The sequence below is a fragment of the Marinomonas sp. TW1 genome (assembly GCF_001625355.1).
Classification (GTDB): Bacteria; Pseudomonadota; Gammaproteobacteria; order Pseudomonadales; family Marinomonadaceae; genus Marinomonas.
The window spans coordinates 89,866-105,903 of the sequence record NZ_JSEE01000001.1 but is presented as its reverse complement, the minus strand read 5'-3'; the positions used below and the strand labels follow the sequence as shown (position 1 = coordinate 105,903).

Below are 16,038 nucleotides of genomic sequence, written 5' to 3'. Positions count from 1 at the left end.
TTCAATTATCTTGTTTAGTGGTAGAAAAGTGATAAACCAAACTCATTACTGACTGCAATTGGACGTTTCAGAAAATTAGGTCATGCTGCTCGACTTGATCGCATGTTCCTTCGCTTTATCGGCTTGTATACGCTTATAAATTTCGTGACGGTGCACGCTGATTTTGCGCGGCGCTTTGACCCCAATTCGGACATAGTTGCCTTGTACGCCGAGTACGGTGACTTCCATATCGTCGCCAATATTAATGGTTTCACCTGGACGTCGAGTGACTACGAGCATAATGATATTCCTTTATTTATGAGTACTGTTTAAAAATACAGTTAAAGCTGTATTTTGGTCAACAGTTTTTGTTGTTTATTTTTGTTCATTCTCATAGAGGCTTAGCGAAGTGGTCGTTTGGCTTCGGTTGCCACACCGATAATTTCCATGTCAGCGCCCAGTTGCACAGGAAGGTAGCTGGCATTAAGGGGCTTTAAATAGCGATTTCCAGCATCCATGACCAGTTGCTTAAACGTAATGTCTTGTGAGGTATGCAATTTGACCAGTACTAGGTCACCATGTGTTGGTTGGGTTTCTGGTTCAACTAAAATGAGGTAGTTTTCAGGAATGCTTAAGCCAGACAAGCTACTCATACTGTCGCCAGTTACCTTAAACCAAAACGCGTTCGGTGATACATTGCTTGGGGCTTCGAGCATGCTTTTTTCAGTTGTCGGGTCTTGTTTGCCAAACAGTGTGTCTTGATTTAACAGCGGACGCATTTGCGCAGTCGTTTGTTGATACTGGGTTTGCTTTTCACGGATCTCGTCAACATGGCCTGATAGCAGCCACTCTGGATCACAATGAAGTTGTTTGGCAAGGGACAGTAACTTACGCGGGTTTTGCGTTCGACCATCTTCGATTTTCTGCAATGATTGCTGTGTAATGCCAACACGTTTGGCTAACTCTACTTGAGTGAGTGCCAACTCCATTCGTTTTTCTTTTACGCGCTTTGAAATACTCATCTGATGATAGTTACAACTTTATCTGTATTTGACAAACAATATAAGTTGTTTTTAGATACAGCAAAGGTTGTATATAAGGAGGTAGTATGTCAGCAATAGAAAAAGCAATCGAAGTCGTCGGGAGTCAGACTGGGTTGGCTAAAATATTAGGCGTTAAGCAATCTCATGTCTGGAATTGGCTACACGTTCATCACAGGTGTCCGGCAAAGTATATCCGCTTAACCGCGTTGGCCACGAAGGGAGAAGTGAGTGAGACTGAGTTATTAATTGACCATGAAAGGCGGAATCAATAAAAACGCCTTTCGCTGCGTTGAGGGAAAGGCGTTTTATGCCGTCATGGCTTGGTGTTTACCGTCGCATCAGATCATTCTAATGCGACGGTCTGACTAGCTGTCGCTCGGTTGTTCTCCCGGCGGTATGATGTTTTTTTGCTGCAATTCATTTTCATCATGGCTTGCACCAGTAATAGGGCGAATACGGCCATTATCGCGATAAAAACCAATGTCTTTTAAGTAATGGTCATCTAGATGACGGAATACTTGGTTTGTACGACGAGCTTCGAAGTAGTCTTTAGCGGCGTTGAATAAGGCAATGATACTCATAAGTTTTCTCCAAAATAATGAAATTTAAGGCGGAACTTACGAGGTTTTTAGTAGGAATGACCGCGTAAATTCCGCGGTCAATGAGGTAAAATTACACAGACATTGAACGCGAACAGATTGAGGTTGATCGAACTTGTTTATTACAAGTTGCCATAGAAGAAGTTCGGTGAATATTCACAATAAGTGTGGTCATCTTGCTTCTCCTGATATCTGTTGGTCCATTTTGGTAATTTTGCTCGTTGAGCCTCTTGATTGAGCCCTATTATTTACCTTATGTCAAACCATTATATCGAAATAACGTATTTTATCTTTTTGCGATAAAAAGGTGTGGTTAGCATTTTTACTGTACAATGCACCGCAATTTTTCCTGTTCCTATTTGAGAAGTAATTATGGCGATTAAAGCAACGGTATATAAAGCCTCGGTACAGGTGTCTGATATGGATAGACATCATTATCAAGGATATGACTTAACCTTGGCATTGCATCCGTCTGAAACCGAAGAGCGGATGATGGTTCGACTCGCTGCTTTTGCCTTGTTGGCCGATGAAAAAGAGGGCGATGAGCAATTAAGTTTTACCAAAGGCATCAGCACAGAAGAAGAGCCTGATTTGTGGCAGAAAAATTTTTCCGATGAAATTTTGCTTTGGGTGGAATTGGGTCAGCCTGATGAAAAGCGTTTACGTAAAGCTTGCGGTCGTGCTCAGCAGGTTGTGGTGGTGAATTACAATGACAAATCAGACATTTGGTGGGAGCAAAATCGAGGCAAAAACAGCCGCTTTGATAACCTACGTGTGTTGCAATTTCCTGAGCATCAAGTGCTAGAGCTGGCCAAAATATGTGCGCGTTCAATGCAATTAAATGTGACCATTCAGGATGGTGAGATGTGGGTTTCTGGTGAGCTTGGGGAATGTGCGTTAACACCAACATGGCGTGGCGAGCAATAAGCTCACCACGTCCTTTCTGTTATACCGCTTTATTTAAGGCGCGCTGAAATAGCGCCACAGCTTTACCATAATATTCTAGAGCCAATGCCGGATCGTATCGATCTCCTTCGTCGCGCATAAAGGCATGTTGACCATTGACTTCGTACCAAGTGAATAATCGGTCTGTGTCGATCAATTGCTGATAAATTTTCTTGCGACCCTCGGTGGGCACATGCGGGTCTTGTTTCCCCCAAACCATGACTAATTCGGCCTGTATTTCGTTCGTACGGGTAAAGGAGTCGTTGCCTTCTTGGCAGGGAATGGTGTTGGAATGAATGTCGGTGGCGTACAGACAAAAAGCCGCTTGGATACGAGGGTTTAAAGCCGCTCGATACGCTAAGTGGCCACCTAGACACACCCCCATGCTGCCAAATTGACCGCTGCAATAATCTTGTTGTTCAAAGTAAGTTAGCATGGCGACAGTGTCAGAGTCGTGTGATTCCAGAGGCTTAGTGAATTTATCGTTATTGCCTTTGTCTTTACCTTCGTCATCGTAACCAAGCACAGTGCCGATCGGATTCAGTTCATGGAACACCTCCGGTACGATGACGACAAAGCCGTGTCCGGCTATGATGGCGGCGGAGCGAGCAATGGGGGCTGTTTGTTGGAAAATTTCAGAATAAAAAAAGACACAAGGAAAGCGACCTTCCGCTTGAGGGCGATAGACAGTACAACGCATTGTACCGGTCGGCGTGGTAATATCTTGGTCGTGGCGCTGAATGATCATGTGAGTCCTTAAAGGCGTTGTTGCTTTCTTACATGATAAGCGACCAGACTTCATTGAGCTAGATGCAAAGCGTGCTGTCTTGCTCAGTGTTTTCTTTTAACTGAGTAAATAATGGTCCCGTTGTGCGAATTTTAATCATCAGTGCTTACGAAGCAAACAGTCATAAAGCTTGGGCCAATGCGTTAATGAGTGGCTTAGAGCAACATGATTGGCAATATATCTCGCTGCCGGCTCGTCACTTTGCTTGGCGTATCCGTGGTAATGCCATGAGTTTCGCTTTCGATCCCAAGTTTAAAGACGCATTGCAAAAGCCGTATGATTTGGTCATTGCGACCTCCATGACCGATTGTGTCGGGCTAAAGGCCTTTTGTCCTGATCTGCAAAACATTCCTTGGATTCTTTATTTCCATGAAAATCAGTTTGCTTATCCAGCGGGTGATAACCAGCAAGGTTTGATCGAGATGCAAATGGTGACCTTGTACAGTGCTTTGGCCGCGGATCTTTGTGTGTTTAATAGTGCCTTCAATCAAACGTCTTTTTTTCAGGGAGCGAAGGCGCTGCTGAAGAAACTGCCGGACTATGTGTCACCAGATTGGTTGATGACGACAGAAACGAATTCACAGGTCATACCAGTGCCAATTGAGTGGCCGAGTCGCACTCTGCTGCAAAGGTCGTTTGGTGTAGATCGCCAAGCTGACATTTCAATAGAGGCTAGTAAGCTCAAAATAGCTTGGTCAGCGCGTTGGGAATTTGATAAAGGCCCTGAGCGGTTGTTTGCAATTCTACAAGCATTGGAAGCAACGGATCTGGAATATGAAATAGCCATCATGGGGGAGCAGTTTCGGACTGTGCCAGAGGTGTTTTCACAGATTAAGCTTCAGTTTTCACATCGTATTACTCAGTTTGGTTACGCCGAAAGTCGAGATCAATACTTTGCTATCTTGGCGTCATCAGACCTTTTTCTCTCCACCGCTTTACACGAATTTCAAGGGCTATCTGTACTGGAAGCCGTGGCCGTCGGTTGTGTTCCTGTTTTGCCTAATCGCCAAGTGTATCCTGAGTTATTTGATGAGGAATGTTTGTATCAAAGTCATCTTAATGATCTTGAAAAAGAGGCCAGTAGTGCGACTAAGCTAATACAATCCTATGCTCAATATCCGATTAAACCACCTTCAGTAACACGTTTTTGCCTAGAAAACGTGCTGGCAGGTTATCGGGAAATAATTCAAAAATTTGAATCTTAATGTATATACATTAACTTCCTTTCTAAATTTCTATCTGATCTTCTACTCATAGGGTTCTGTCATTACCTTAAGCTTAGTAAAGGTAGAAAATAGTGCGGATTTGTCTTTTTGCCCTTTATTGATGCGCTTGATCTGTGTTAAAAACCAAATTGAAAGTCAAAAACAAAAATAAATACGATCGTAAGATTAAGACATAAGGCAAAAAACTACCTTTTTTAGTTGTATATACAAATTGGTATGTTTGTTGCTTTTCTTGATGTGAACGATCACTTTTAAAGGAAATCCGTTATGAATACGAGCGATCTTAAAGCGAAAGAATTGTCTTGGTCCTCATTGATTAAGTTGGTGGTGTTTAGTGCTATTGGCTTGTTCTTCTTTTTTGTTCCTATCCAAATAGCAGGAAAAGAAACCATTCCGTTAGATCACATCGTCTCTTGGATACGTGGTCATCATCTAGAGTTGGCTAAGTTCTACGCGTTGGCTGCGGTCATTGCTGGTGGACTTTACCCTTTCTTTAAAGGGACTTGGCGAACGTCTACCACACAGACGGTGTTGTCTGTATTGAAATTGCTGGGTGTGGTGACGGCTTTCATGGCGTTTTTGTCTATGGGGCCGGATTTCTTGTTCGAGAAAGACATGTTGCCATTTTTGTTCGACAAATTGGTGGTGCCTGTGGGGCTTATTGTGCCGATTGGTGCGGTATTTTTGGCTTTCTTAATTGGCTACGGATTGTTGGAATTTATCGGTGTGTTGCTGCAGCCTATTATGAAACCGTTGTTTAAAACCCCGGGTAAATCTGCCATTGATGCGGTAGCGTCCTTTGTGGGCAGTTATTCGATTGGTTTATTAATCACCAATCGTGTTTATAAATCCGGACAATATTCGGCTAAAGAAGCCGCTATCATCGCAACCGGTTTTTCGACTGTATCAGCCACTTTTATGGTGATTGTCGCGAAAACATTGGGGTTGATGTCGGTTTGGAATGTGTTTTTCTGGGCGATCTTAATCATTACCTTTGTGGTAACCGCTATCACCGTACGAATCTTTCCTCTTAGTAGAATGGATGATACCGCCGCCAATCGAGAAACCGAAAATTTTCAACACTCACGCTTTAAGCAAGCGTTAATTGAAGGGGTGGAGGTGGCCAAGCAAGCGGATAATATTGGTCAAAACATTTTTAAAAACTTGAAAGAAGGCATGGTGATGGCAATGAGTATTTTGCCTTCTATTATGTCCGTTGGTTTATTGGGGTTGTTGTTGGCCAAATACACGCCGATTTTCGAGTGGTTGGGTTACTTGCTGTATCCGTTTGCATGGATTGCGCAATTGCCTGATCCTATGATGGTGGCGTCCGCTTCCGCAACCGGTTTGGCTGAGATGTTTTTGCCGGCTTTAATCGCGGCGAAAAGCGTTTTTGTGGTGAAATTCGTCGTGGGCGTGGTATCGATTTCATCGATTCTATTCTTCTCCGCTTCCATTCCTTGTATTTTGTCGACAGACATTCCGCTCAACATTAAACAAATGTTAATCGTATGGTATCAGCGAGCAGCATTGACCATATTAATTGCCTCTCCTGTCGCCTTTTGGGCAGAGCAATTTGTCGGCTAGAGTGTCTTCTAATGCTCTTTTGTCGAGTATTTTGATGGCGCAAGTAAAAAGCAGGAAGACGTGTATTCCTGCTTTTTTAGTGGAAGAGACGAGGGCTTCTATAAATCTACTTCGATGGCACTGACCAGTGTTTCATTGTCTGGTGTGGTATCCGGTGCAAAACGGGTTATGTCGCCATTTTTAGTGATGAGGAATTTTTCAAAATTCCAAACCACTTCTGGAGCAGCAGTTGGCTCAATTTGATGCTGTTTAAGCATACTTTCCATGGCTTCACGGTTTGGTGTGACAGGGACGGCTTTGATTAAGTCTTGGTATAAAGGGTGCTTGTCTTCACCGGTGACAACCAGTTTGCTGAACATGGGGAAGGTAACATCATAGGTAAGGCGGCAAAATTGTTGAATCTCTTCATCGGAACCGGGTTCTTGTCCTGCGAAGTCATTGGCAGGAAAGCCTAAAATTTCAAAACCTTGTTGGTGATATTTTTTATAAAGTGCTTCTAAGCCTTCGTATTGAGGGGTTAAGCCACACTTAGAGGCTACATTGACCAACAATAGAGTTTTGCCTTGGTACTGGGATAAATCGATCGGCTCGCCTTGAATGTTGTTTACGGTGTGATTCAGTACGGTGCTCATTCTGCTCTCCTTCGTGGTGGCCCTATGATATCGGGCAAATAGGATGTTTGTTAGCGTATCTTACTATCGCATCACGATGAGGTCATCAATGCGTAAACAATGCTAATTTTCTATTTTAAAGGGTCTAAGTCTAAACAGGGTCCTTGCATGGCTTTGGCGTCTTCTGGGTCATGTGTGACCAATAAGGCTGGAATATTCGACTGGCGAATTTGCTCTAGTACAAAGGCTCTCACGTCACGACGCAGGGCTGGGTCGAGTTTGCTAAAGGGTTCATCTAAGAGTAGGTAGTCTGGTTCGGCTAACAAGGTGCGCAGTAACGCCACGCGAGCTTGTTGTCCGCCAGACAGTTCTGATGGCAAGGCATTGGCTTTGTCAGGAATGCTCAGCTTTTCTAACGCTTGTAGTGCCTTTTGTTGGCGAGTTTTGCTCGGCATATGCTCAGGTATGGCGAAGAGCAAATTCTCTATGATGCTCATATGGGGGAACAGCAGTGGCATTTGTTGCAATAATCCCACTTTGCGTTTATTGGTTGGGCGATCTTGTAAGGCTTGCTTGTCCAAATACACTTGACCGCTGGCGTTAAGCGAGCGGTTTAAGGTACCGCTTAAAAAGTGCAATAGGCTGGATTTTCCTATGCCACTGGGGCCCATGATCGACAAGACTTCCCCAGGCTGGATCTGAAAGCTTAGGCCTTGAATCAGTGTTTGCTGACCTAGGGTTAATGAGAACTGATTTACACTAAGCACGAGTCGTCCTTATAAAGAGAGATTTAAAGGCCAGTCGCCATTTCGTCCAGCGTGGTGGCACCACCAACGCAAGCCAAAAGACGAAAATAGGAAACAGAGTTTGTAACAACGCCATGCTGCCCACTTGCTTTCTGTCACCGGATGCGGCCCGTGTTACTGCTTCGGTGGTTAAGGTGCTGTAACGTCCTTCGCCGGCAATCAGGGTGGGAAGGTACTGTGCCACACTGACCGAAAAGCCAATGGCGAAAGCGGTGAACAAGGCGGGTTTAAGCATGGCCAGTTTAACCGTCAGGTAATTACGCCAAACACAGGGTTTGAGTCGATTTGCTTGTTCGAGATAGGCCTGATGGTAGGCCAGATACGGGTTTTTTAAAGTGAGATAGACATAAGGTAACACGTATAAAAAATGCAGCATCATCACGGCGATGAGGTCGCCGTTTAAGTTCAGATGGATTAACAGCACATGAAGCCCAAATAGAAAACCAATTTGTGGCAACAAGATCGGCACGTAGATAAGCCAATCAAAAACATGTGATGGTCGGTTTGAGGTGTATTGTGATGAGCCATGACTGACGCGTTTGATTTCTAACATGATAAGGCTAATCACGCTCGCCAGTAACGTGCTAACCAGTGCAATGAGCAGTGTGTTGTTGGTGAGTTCCATTAACAAGGGTGTGGCGCGTTCTAAATTGTCCAATGTCCATGTGGCGGGGAAAACATCAGGAAAGCGCCAGCGTTTGGTCAGAGACCAGATGGGCAAGATGACCAGAGCCAGCAGACCAATCAGCAAACTGAAACACGCCAACATGGCGCCAAGGGACAACAGATGATCAGACAACCCTCGTCGTTTGCCATTACTTCGCTCAGCACGAGTCAGTTTCGCTAAGAAACGATGACTTAACTCCCAGCCGGCGAGCACGAAGACAATGACCAGCATTAAGCTGATGGCGCCTGCACTGGCGTTAAATCGCATCGCCAGGTCTGGATCGTTAAACCAGCGAAACAAGGTTACGGCTAAGGTAGAAGGGGTGTTCGGGCCAATAATCAACGCCAAATCCACCACCGTCAGACTAAAGCTAATGACGATAAACAAGGGCAAACGGATCAAAGGATAAAGCTGAGGAATCAGCACCTTACGCCAAGCTGTAAAACGACCATAGCCTAGTGATTGGCAAGCTTGCAAGCTGTCGCGTGCTTGAATGCTTTTCATGCTGGCCAGCATCACGAAGAGTAAGTAGGGCATCTCTTTTATGACTAAGGCAAATATTAGAGAAAGCCCATAAGGGTCTTGCACACTGATCCAATTCGGTGGTCGTTCAAAACCGGTGAGCCATGGGCTGAATAAGCGTACTAGCCAGCCAGATGGGCTGAGGAGAAACACTAAGCCGATTGCGATAGCGGCATGAGGAATGGCCAAAATAGGCGCGAGAAGGTTTTCAATGGGTCTAAAAAACGCCTTTTCATACCCCCAAGCTAATAAGGCTAGAGCCAGCCAAAGAGCAATAATAGACGCTAGAATGCCAGTGATCAGGGTGAGTTTTAAGCTGGCGAAAAATTCGGTGTTACTGAACAGATTCTGCCACGCGGCGAAAGAAAATTTGTTTTCCCCAAGTGGCGGAAAATAGTGAAAAGCAGGCAGTAAGGTGCCAACCAGTCCGGCTAAAATGGGCAGAAGTAATAACGCGCAAATCAGCCCAGTGGTCATTCGACGGTATTTGGTTGGCATAAAACAGTGACATTCCAGAGCAAAAATTGAAAAAAGCGTGTTGATGAAATGACATTCTTCAACACACGAGTTCGTTTATTCGTAAGCGGTGTTAATGTGCATAACGCTTGCGCCATTCTGTCTCGAGCGCGCTCACCCAGCTGCTGTGTGGTTCTGGCAGGGTTTGGCCAAGTTCTTCGATTGATAACGTGGCGATGCCGCGTGGTAAATCATCAAACTTTTGTTGATCTGATGCACTGAGTTTGTCATACGACAATACACTTAAATCCCCCCAGACCGTCGGGGTTTGTTTGTGGATCTGAGCTTCTGGTGACAGTAAAAAATTGGCCACAACTTGCGCCCCAGCGGTGGCGCTACTGTTATAGGGAATGGCTAAGAAATGAGTGTTGCCTATGGTGCCGTTTTGGAACACATATGAGCGAACCGTATCAGGCAAATTGCCTTGATCAATTTGCACCGAAGCGGCAGAGACATCAAAACTCAGTGCCACATCGATTTCTTGATCGTCGAGCAAGCGCATCATTTCTTCAGCACCGGAAGGGAAGTTTTGTCCACTGCGCCAAGCGACAGGGTGGAGTTGGTCTAAGTAGGCCCAGAGTGGCGCGGTGACTTTTTTGAAGTCAACTTGATCAACCGGTTGCGATAAGACTTTGCGATGCGGAGATAATTCGTAAAGCGCTTGTTTCAAAAAAGTCGAACCCAAAAATTGTGGTGGCTCAGGGTAAGTGATGCGTCCTGGATTGGCCTGTGCGTAAGCCAATAATTGAGCCATGGATTTGGGCGGTGTCGACAGGGTCTCAGTGTCATACATGAAAATGACTTGCGCCATGCCCCATGGGGATTCCATGCCGTCGACCTTAGTACCAAAATCCTGAGTCAAACTCTGACGGGCATTTTCGTCAACGTAGCGTTGGTAATTTGGTAAAGTTTGGCTAAAGGGCCCAAACAAGAGTTGATTGTCTTTCATGGCACGAAAATTTTCGCCATTTAACCAGATAAGATCAATAGAGCCTTGTTTGTCTTGTCCTGCCGCTTTTTCGGCTAATACACGGTTCACTGCATCGGCCGTGTCGGTAAGCTTTACTTGTTTTAAGGTGACTTGATATTGGTCTTCAATGCGATCAGCGGCCCATTGAATGTATTGATTAATGTTGTCTGCACCGCCCCAAGCATTAAAGTAGACGGTTTGACCTTGAGCGGCTTGCAGGGTGTCTTGCCAATCCGCTTTTGAGATTGGAGAAGTAAATATTAAGGCGCTGCTGATGGCAACGGCTAGGGTGGACTTGATCACTCTGTGCTCCTGATGTTTAAGGTCAATGTAGCATGTTCAACTTGGTATTAGGTTTTAGACGTAACACAAGAGTCATTTATTACACTGATTTTATTATAGTATTTGGTTTTTATTAACACGACGATTTAGCGTAACATGGGCAAGTTTATTTTGAGCGAAAGTTGTCATTATTACGCTCCGTCAAGTTCGAGGTTGTATGTCTTACCAAATTTATTCTCACGTCTTACCCAGTGCTTCTCCTGGCACCCAAAGAGTACTGAAAGCGCATCATTTCGGCGCGGCGGGCGCTCGCCCTAAAGTGTACCTTCAAGCAGGGCTTCATGCCGATGAATGGCCTGGGTTTTTAGTGCTGAATAAGCTGATCGCCATGTTGAAAAAAGCGGAGCAAGCTGGGCAGATTAAAGGTGAAGTGATTATTGTCCCTGTGGCGAATCCAATTGGTTTGGCGCAGAATTTCCACGGCTATATTCCTGGGCGTTTTGCTTTTTCCGATGGCGGTGGCAACTTTAACCGTAACTGGCCTCGGTTAGGGGAAAAAGTCGAGCAGCGTATTAAGGGGGATGTGGCGGCGGACACGCAAGCGAATGTATCCGTGGTACGTCAGGCGATTCGTGAAGAGTTGGCCTTGTTGCCTGACATGACGGAGTTGCAAGGGATGAAAAAAACCTTGTTGGCCTTGTCGATGGACGCAGACGAAGTGATTGACCTGCATTGTTCTGGTGAAGCTTGTATGCATGCTTATGTGCCGCAAGAATTTGAAGACTATTTTAAACCGCTATTAGGGCTTTTAAATTCGACAGTGGGTCTGTCTGAATTGGAAACTGGCGCGGCGTCGTTTGATGAAACCAATGTCAGTGTTTGGCGCTCATTAAAAGCCCATTATGCGCACTTAATTCCCTGGGGATGTCGTTCTTTGACCGTGGAATTACGAGGGGAAAATGACATTAGTCATGAGTTTGCAGACCAAGATGCGCAGGCTTTGTACGATTACCTGATATATCGAGGTGTCATACAAGGCGTTGTTGCAGAACCCGATGTGTCGGCCGTTAATTATTACCCATTGGATGCCATGGATTTGGTAAAAGCCCCTTGTGCTGGGGTGGTTTGTTATCACAAAGCCATCGGTGAGCCTGTGGAAGCAGGCGAAGTGATCGGTGAAGTGGTGAACTTGCTGGACGATGATGTGGAAGCGTCGCATTATCCATTAGTCTCTCGTGCCAACGGCGTGTTGTTTGCCAGAGTGCAACGCCGTTTGGTGATGTGTGGCGAATCGATTGCTAAGATCGCGGGTAAAGAACATCTCGCTCACCGTGAAATCGGTCATTTATTTGAAGACTAGGCCTGTTATTTTGACCGATACTCCATTTTCTACCCAGTCACTGAATTTAACCTCTGAACAATTGGCGGTGGTTCATCATGATTTGCAGCAGCCTGCGAAGGTCATTGCGGTGGCGGGCGCAGGTAAAACCACGACACTCATCTCACGTATTGAGTATTTATTATCACAAGGCATAGACGCGTCACAAATTGGCGTGTTTATGTTTAACAAAAGTGCGCAAGAAGAGTTTTCCCAACGCCTGAGTCAGCGTCTTCTGCCACAAGGGATTCGTTCGCCCAGTGTGATGACCTTTCACGCTTTTGGTATGCGCTTTTGTCGTCGCTTAGAGCAGCAAGATTGGTTGGCATCCGCTAAATTGCTGACAGACGATTTTAGCTTAATTAAGTTGTTGCGAGAGGCCATGTCACGCCTCTTGAAGCGTGGTGAAAAAGTCACCATACAAGACGAGAAAGAGTGGTTGGAAGATGTGCTGCTGTTTATCGATCAAGTAAAGGCGTCGAACTTGTCAGCAAACGATGTGTTTGAACAGCTGGGTTGGTCGAAGGAGCGACACTTTTTTGTGGCTCTGTTTGACGAATTAGACGGGCTGCGTCAGCGCCAGAATATACGTTTTTTTGCCGATTTGTTAAGCGACCCTTATCAATTGGTTAGTGATTTATCCGAAGCCGATTTACAGCGCGTACGCGCCTTAGTCCCCAATTTTCAATATTTATTGATTGACGAATTTCAAGACATCAATCCTTGTCAGTATGAATTGTTAAAACGACTTTACCCAATGCCTTGTCAATGGATGATTGTGGGTGATGTGCAGCAATGCATTTATGAATGGCGTGGCGCCAGCCCTGATATTATGGCGCGTCAATTTGATGCGGAATTTGCCAGCACCATAACCTACCCATTGAGTACCAGTTTTCGCTTTGGTCATGCCATTGGGTTAATGGCGTCAAGTGTCATCAGTGAGAACGATCCCGAGGCTTTAGTAGTGGGGCTTGGTGAACGGACACGAGTGTCTTTTGCGAAATCGCCAAAAACCGGAAAAGCCTTGTTAGGAGAGCTAAAAGCCTGGGTCGAAGAGGGCAAGGCCTTAACTGACTGTGCTGTTTTAGTGCGTTTATACAGTGATATGGTGCCAGTGCAATTGGCGCTGATGCACAAAGCCGTGCCGTATCAGTTACATGGTGATTCGCCCTTATTAGAGAACCGCCAAATCCGTATGTTAATGGCGTATCTCGCTGTGATGGCGGGCGGTCTTGAAGTGCCAAGTCACTTTTTTCATACTGACGATGTTGAGTATTTGTTAACGGTACCCAGTTTGGGTGGTGCGGTGGCGCAACGACGGCTGCTGATTCAGCAAGCGAAGCAGTCACCGCATTTGTTGCCGCAGATTGTTGAAAACATGGCCGATGCGAGTGATGGTTGGCGTGCGAAGAAGCTGTATGAAAGAGCGGATTGGTTGCGCAGTTTGAGTGCATATCGCAAGGATCCTGCGCAAGGTTTGGTGCATACGCTGGAAAAATTGGGAATTTATCGCTATTTCGAAAGTACCAGTAGTAAAGACATACAAGCACAGGAAAAAATCGCTACCTGCGAGGCGTTTATTGCTTACGTGCGAGGGGTTGGCGGCGATGCTGCGAGCATTTTACAACAACTTGCCAGCCTCAACGAAAGCCAGTCTGATGTGGCACAAGGTGTGCATCTGATGACGATCCATAAATCCAAAGGCTTGGAGTTTGGGCAAGTACTTTTGTGTGGATTGCAGGAAGGTCGGTTTCCGTATTATGAAGAAGACTTGAGTGCGATCGACAAGCAAGCAGCCAATGAATTGGCGGCTGAGCGGCGTTTGTTTTATGTGGCCATGACGCGAGCACGTCAGAAACTGGTGCTATTGGAAACGCCGAGTGCGGAAGAGAACAAACAAATGAAGCTGGGGAGCATTCCCCGAGCCGGTTTAAAATCGTTGTCATTATCCCGTTTTATATTTGAGGCTCAGCCTCATGCGGTCAGCCAGATTTGCGAAGCTTGGTATCAGGCACGCAATGGTGATGTGATTGATACGGAAAAAGGCTCTGTTTTTCAGCGCTACTTGGCGTTTGTTCAGCCTTCTCCTGATGTCACTTTCCGTCATAAAGTGGTTGGTAATGGGCGACTCAAGCCGGGGGACAAGGTACGTCATGATCAGTTTGGTCAAGGGGTGGTTGTCCGACAAGAAGAAGACGATAGGCAGATGATTATTGTTGATTTTGGCGAAGCCGGGTTGAAGCGATTTAACCCAAAACATACGAAATTAGTGAAGCTTTCTTCACGGAGTTAATCCGTAACAGGAGACGTTATATGTCCATTCCACTCATCGATTTAGCCAAATTAACTCATCAAAGCGATTCAGTACGCTTAGCAGAAGTGACCGCCTTAGATAAGGCTTGTCGTGAAATTGGCTTTTTCTATCTAACCAACACCGGAGTGCCTGCGTCCTTGACGAAGGCGTTGATGCGCGAGGCAAAGCGTTTTTTCAACCAGCCTCAAGAGGTTAAAAATGCCATTGATATCAAAAACAGCCCCAATCACAGAGGCTATGGCAACATTGGCGAAGAACAGCTTGATGAAGTGACCCATGCGGACTGGAAAGAAACCTTTGATATGGCGTTGGATTTTCCTGCGGATCATCCTTTGGTATCGAAATACCCGACCATGTATGGGCCAAACCAAAACCCAAGTGATCCTGCCACGGTTGAAGTTTTGCAAGAGTATTACGTAGAGACGTTCCAAGTGGCGCAAAAATTATTGACGGCCATGGCACAAGCCTTGTCTCTAGAAGACGATTTCTTTACTCGTTGCTTTACTGACCATGTCACTGTGTTGCGCATGATCCATTATCCGCCACGCCCTGAAGCGGCTCATGACAATGGTGCTGGAGCGCATACAGATTACGGTTGTGTGACCTTGTTGCTACAAGATCACATTGGCGGTTTACAAGTCAAAAATCGCCACGGTGAGTGGGTAGATGCGACGCCAATAGAGAATGCGCTTGTGGTCAACATTGGCGACTTAATGCAGCACTGGACAAACGACGAATATGTCTCGACGGCGCATCGTGTGCGGGCTTCTTTAGCGGATGTGCACCGTTATTCTTTTCCATTCTTTGTTGAGCCTGACTATGAAACGGAAGTGAGTTGTGTGCCAAGTTGTCAGTCTGAAAGCAAACCTGCTAAGTATGAAAAAGTCTTAGCAGGGGATTGGATTCAATCTCGATTTGACGCCACTTATGCGTATCGAGAAGATAAGCATTAAATGGTTGTTAAGAAGCGTTGACGGACGGTCAGCAATGAAATTGAGCGCGCTACGCGCTCAATTTCATTAGATCGGGTAGCGCTTGAATCTGATATTGATTGCCTTTGATTTTCGCAAGATGTCCTGCTGGCACCAATGTCCAACCTTGATTGGACAGTTCTAACGGTTCGGAACCAATGACAATGTGATTTTCAAATGCTTTGCAGTAGAGGCTAGGGGCTTGCTCGTCACTGGAAAAGCGCACGGCAATCATTTCATCACCGTTGGATACCACAGAGGTAAATCGTAAGGGTTCTTGAATGTTTTTTTGCTTCATGATGTCGAGGATCTGCGCCAAGGTATCGGCAATGGCTTGTTCAGGAGTGTGTTCTAAGCCATTGGCAATCATCAATAGAAAAATCACTTCAGAGTCTGTCGCACCTTGGCGTTCGCCATAGAGGGATTCTGGAATCAGTCGATCCAATTGATAACGAATGGATTCATAACCGCCAATTTGTCCATTGTGCATGAACAACCAATTTTTATAGCTGAACGGATGGCAGTTAGAACGGCTGGTGGCCGTGCCAGTAGAGGCACGAACATGAGCAAAAAAGAGACCGCTCTTGATGTGTCTTGCGAGACTTTTTAGGTTGCTGTCGCTCCATGCTGGCAGTATTTCATGATACAAGCCTGGTTCACTGCGCTCATCATACCAACCTAAACCAAAGCCATCGGCATTGACGGTTACTTCGGATTTTTTCGCGCTCAGACTTTGGTGAACGAGTGAATGCTCCTGTTCAAATAACAATGACTCAAGGTACACCTCGTTCCCTTGATAGGCCATCCAACGACACATATTGCTCTCCTGACTGCA

General features: G+C 45.6%; 16 protein-coding genes. 7 read left to right on the top strand and 9 right to left on the bottom strand.

The window, feature by feature from the left end:
• Positions 1–75: 75 nt before the first annotated feature.
• On the bottom strand, positions 76–279 hold the full coding sequence (gene csrA / locus OA79_RS00485; protein WP_063331274.1) for a carbon storage regulator CsrA: 204 nt from the start codon (positions 277–279) through the stop codon (positions 76–78).
• A 101-nt stretch (positions 280–380) separates the two neighbouring features.
• On the bottom strand, positions 381–1,001 hold the full coding sequence (locus tag OA79_RS00480) for a LexA family protein (protein ID WP_063331273.1): 621 nt from the start codon (positions 999–1,001) through the stop codon (positions 381–383).
• Between the two features lie 86 nt (positions 1,002–1,087).
• On the opposite strand from OA79_RS00480, the gene OA79_RS00475 reads away from it, so the two are divergent.
• Positions 1,088–1,294, top strand: coding sequence for a YdaS family helix-turn-helix protein (locus tag OA79_RS00475; RefSeq protein WP_063331272.1), 207 nt, complete (start codon positions 1,088–1,090; stop codon positions 1,292–1,294).
• Between the two features lie 93 nt (positions 1,295–1,387).
• Here the strand turns inward: OA79_RS00475 and OA79_RS00470 are convergent, their stop codons facing one another.
• Positions 1,388–1,603, bottom strand: coding sequence for a hypothetical protein (locus OA79_RS00470; RefSeq protein WP_063331271.1), 216 nt, complete (start codon positions 1,601–1,603; stop codon positions 1,388–1,390).
• Between the two features lie 390 nt (positions 1,604–1,993).
• Between OA79_RS00470 and OA79_RS00465 the strand changes: the two genes are divergently transcribed.
• Positions 1,994–2,548 carry a YaeQ family protein gene (locus OA79_RS00465; RefSeq protein WP_063331270.1) on the top strand — a complete coding sequence of 185 codons (555 nt, stop codon included), beginning with the start codon at positions 1,994–1,996 and terminating at the stop codon, positions 2,546–2,548.
• A gap of 19 nt (positions 2,549–2,567) precedes the next feature.
• Here the strand turns inward: OA79_RS00465 and OA79_RS00460 are convergent, their stop codons facing one another.
• Complete coding sequence (locus OA79_RS00460) at positions 2,568–3,314, bottom strand: dienelactone hydrolase family protein (RefSeq protein ID WP_063331269.1); 747 nt, start codon at positions 3,312–3,314, stop codon at positions 2,568–2,570.
• Between the two features lie 122 nt (positions 3,315–3,436).
• Here OA79_RS00460 and OA79_RS00455 point away from each other — a divergent pair, with 122 nt between their 5' ends.
• Together OA79_RS00455 and OA79_RS00450 are read left to right on the top strand one after the other, a co-directional pair.
• Positions 3,437–4,558, top strand: coding sequence for a tRNA-queuosine alpha-mannosyltransferase domain-containing protein (locus OA79_RS00455; RefSeq protein WP_063331268.1), 1,122 nt, complete (start codon positions 3,437–3,439; stop codon positions 4,556–4,558).
• Between the two features lie 288 nt (positions 4,559–4,846).
• Positions 4,847–6,166 (top strand): YjiH family protein, encoded by a 1,320-nt coding sequence (locus OA79_RS00450; RefSeq protein ID WP_063331267.1) that lies wholly within the window; start codon positions 4,847–4,849, stop codon positions 6,164–6,166.
• 98 nt (positions 6,167–6,264) lie between these two features.
• On the opposite strand, the gene OA79_RS00445 is transcribed toward OA79_RS00450, so the two are convergent.
• The 4 genes from OA79_RS00445 to OA79_RS00430 form a co-directional block, all read right to left on the bottom strand.
• Complete coding sequence (locus OA79_RS00445; protein ID WP_063331266.1) at positions 6,265–6,798, bottom strand: glutathione peroxidase; 534 nt, start codon at positions 6,796–6,798, stop codon at positions 6,265–6,267.
• Between the two features lie 110 nt (positions 6,799–6,908).
• The gene (locus OA79_RS00440; protein ID WP_063331265.1) at positions 6,909–7,544 is read right to left on the bottom strand and encodes an ATP-binding cassette domain-containing protein; all 636 of its coding nucleotides are present in this window, start codon (positions 7,542–7,544) and stop codon (positions 6,909–6,911) included.
• On the bottom strand, positions 7,537–9,270 hold the full coding sequence (locus tag OA79_RS00435) for an ABC transporter permease (protein WP_063331264.1): 1,734 nt from the start codon (positions 9,268–9,270) through the stop codon (positions 7,537–7,539). Before OA79_RS00435 ends, OA79_RS00440 begins: the two co-directional genes overlap by 8 nt.
• Positions 9,271–9,361: 91 nt before the next feature.
• Positions 9,362–10,561: an ABC transporter substrate-binding protein gene (locus OA79_RS00430; protein WP_063331263.1), complete on the bottom strand. Its 1,200-nt coding sequence runs from the start codon at positions 10,559–10,561 to the stop codon at positions 9,362–9,364.
• A gap of 196 nt (positions 10,562–10,757) precedes the next feature.
• On the opposite strand from OA79_RS00430, the gene OA79_RS00425 reads away from it, so the two are divergent.
• The 3 genes from OA79_RS00425 to OA79_RS00415 are packed head-to-tail and all read left to right on the top strand — an operon-like array spanning position 10,758 to position 15,185.
• Positions 10,758–11,900, top strand: coding sequence for a succinylglutamate desuccinylase/aspartoacylase family protein (locus tag OA79_RS00425; RefSeq protein ID WP_063331262.1), 1,143 nt, complete (start codon positions 10,758–10,760; stop codon positions 11,898–11,900).
• A 10-nt stretch (positions 11,901–11,910) separates the two neighbouring features.
• A complete protein-coding gene (locus OA79_RS00420) occupies positions 11,911–14,211 on the top strand; it encodes an ATP-dependent helicase (RefSeq protein ID WP_063331462.1) in 2,301 nt (766 codons plus the stop codon).
• A gap of 20 nt (positions 14,212–14,231) precedes the next feature.
• The gene (locus OA79_RS00415; protein WP_063331261.1) at positions 14,232–15,185 is read left to right on the top strand and encodes an isopenicillin N synthase family dioxygenase; all 954 of its coding nucleotides are present in this window, start codon (positions 14,232–14,234) and stop codon (positions 15,183–15,185) included.
• A 49-nt stretch (positions 15,186–15,234) separates the two neighbouring features.
• On the opposite strand, the gene OA79_RS00410 is transcribed toward OA79_RS00415, so the two are convergent.
• Positions 15,235–16,020 carry a class II glutamine amidotransferase gene (locus tag OA79_RS00410; protein ID WP_063331260.1) on the bottom strand — a complete coding sequence of 262 codons (786 nt, stop codon included), beginning with the start codon at positions 16,018–16,020 and terminating at the stop codon, positions 15,235–15,237.
• Positions 16,021–16,038: the final 18 nt, after the last annotated feature.